Source organism: Ideonella sp. P3_A4 (assembly GCF_056403075.1).
Genome location: NZ_JBFUGE010000825.1, coordinates 1 through 2,245 on the forward strand (window position 1 = coordinate 1; position 2,245 = coordinate 2,245).

Here is a 2,245-nt window from a genome sequence, read left to right on the forward strand (position 1 = left end):
AGCCAAGGCCCAAGCCTCCGTGCAGGGCAACCAGGCGGGCTATGCCTCGCTGGTGGCCGAGGCGGCTGGGGTGGTGACGGCAGTCGAGGCTGAACCCGGCCAGGTGGTCGGTGCCGGCACGCCCGTGGTGCGCCTGGCGCACGATGGCCCCCGCGATGCCGTGTTCTCGGTGCCGGAAGACCGCATCGGCGCCTTGCGTCAATTGATCGGCCAGGCCGGCGGCGTCACGCTGCAGCCCTGGGGCGAAGGTCAGCCGGTGAAGGCCACGGTGCGCGAGGTGGCCGCCGCGGCCGACCCTGTTACCCGCACCTTCCTGGTCAAGGCCGACCTGGGCAACGCCGCCGTACGCCTGGGCCAATCTGCCAATGTGAGTGTTTCGGGCCCGGCCGTTGCCGGCGTCATCCGCCTGCCGTTGACGKCGGTCGGTGAGACCAAGGGCCAGACGGTGGTGTGGCTGCTGGATCGCAACACGATGACGGTGCGCACCCAGCCTGTCGTTGTGGCAGGTGCCGATGGCAACACGGTGGTGATCGGCCAAGGCGTGAAGCCGGGCGACGAAGTCGTGGTGGCGGGCACCCATGTGCTGACCGCCGGGCTGAAGGTCAAGCCCTTTGTCGAGACCCAGGTCGCATCGGCCGCCGGCAAGGTGATCCCGGCCTCGGCTTCGGTCCCTGCGCCGGCCGCCTCGCGCTGAACTTCCCCCGTCCTCAAGCACGCCAAGAACGAGAACGACCATGAGCGACGACACCCAAGGTTCGCGTTTCAACATTTCACGCTGGGCGCTGGAGCACGCGCCACTGACGCGCTACCTGATGGTGGTGCTGATGGTGCTGGGCCTGGCGGCCTACTTCCAGCTTGGGCAAGACGAAGACCCGCCATTCACCTTCCGCGCGATGGTGGTGCAGGTCTTCTGGCCCGGCGCCTCGGCCCAACAAATGGCCGAACAGGTCACCGACAAGATCGAGCGCACGCTGCAAGAGGTGCCTCACTCCGACATCATCCGCAGCTACACCAAGCCGGGTGAGTCGCTGACGATCCTTCAGCTGAAGGACTCGGCGCCGCCCAAAGAGGTTGCCGACACCTGGTACCAGGTGCGAAAGAAGATCGGCGACGCGCGCGGCACGCTGCCTTCGGGCGTGATCGGCCCCTTCTTCAACGACGAGTTCGGCGACGTCTACGGCTCGATCTACGCGCTGTCGGCCGACGGMTTCAGCACCGAAGAGCTGCGCCGCTACGCCGAAGACGTGCGCTCGCAGCTGCTGCGTGTGCCCAGCGTGGCCAAGGTCGAGCTGTTCGGCGTGCAGGCTGAGAAACTGTTCGTCGAAGTCTCGCAAAAGCGCCTGGCCCAGCTGGGGCTGGACTTCAACCAGGTCATCGCCCAGCTGAACGCGCAGAACGCGGTCGAAGGCGCCGGCACGCTGAACGCGTCGTCGCAGAACCTGCAGGTGCGGGTGGCGGGGGCGTTCACCTCGGTGGAAGACCTGCGCCAGCTGCCGATCCGTGCGGTGAACACGACGACCGGTGTGGCCAGCTCGCTGCGCCTAGGCGACATCGCCGACATCCGCCGCGAATACGTCGACCCGCCTTCGGTGATGGTGCATCACCAAGGCCAACCGGTCATCGCGATGGGCGTGTCGATGGCCAAGGGTGGCGACATCATCGACCTGGGCAAGGCGTTGCAGGCCAAGACGGCCGAGATCAAGAGCAAGCTGCCCTTGGGCGTGGAGCTGCACCAGGTGCAGAACCAGCCGCAGGCGGTGGCCCGGTCCGTGGGTGAGTTCGTCGGTGTGCTGATCGAAGCCGTCGTCATCGTGCTGGCGGTCAGCTTCCTGAGCCTGGGTCTGCACCTGCGGCCGCTGCGCGTCGACATCTGGCCCGGCCTGGTGGTGGGCATCACGATCCCGCTGGTGCTGGCGATCACCTTCGTGACGATGTTCTATTGGGGCGTCGGCCTGCACAAGATCTCGCTCGGCTCGCTGATCATCGCGCTCGGCCTGCTGGTCGACGACGCGATCATTGCGGTCGAGATGATGGTGCGCAAGCTCGAAGAAGGCTACGACAAGAAGACGGCAGCCACCTTCGCCTATGAAGTGACGTCGATGCCGATGTTGACCGGCACGCTGATCACCGCCGCCGGCTTCCTGCCGATCGGTTTGGCCAAGTCGAGTGTGGGCGAATACACCTTTGCGATCTTCGCCGTCACCTCGGCCGCGCTGATCATCTCGTGGGTGGTGTCGGTCTACTT

Annotated in this window: 2 protein-coding genes; both read left to right on the plus strand. The window is 66.3% G+C overall.

Annotated elements, in window-relative coordinates:
• Positions 1-694: efflux RND transporter periplasmic adaptor subunit (locus AC1DYI_RS33230; protein WP_477208374.1), on the plus strand; the 694-nt coding region annotated here is incomplete at its 5' end.
• 40 nt (positions 695-734) lie between these two features.
• Positions 735-2,245 (plus strand): efflux RND transporter permease subunit (locus tag AC1DYI_RS33235; protein WP_477208375.1); only part of this gene is annotated, 1,511 nt, incomplete at its 3' end.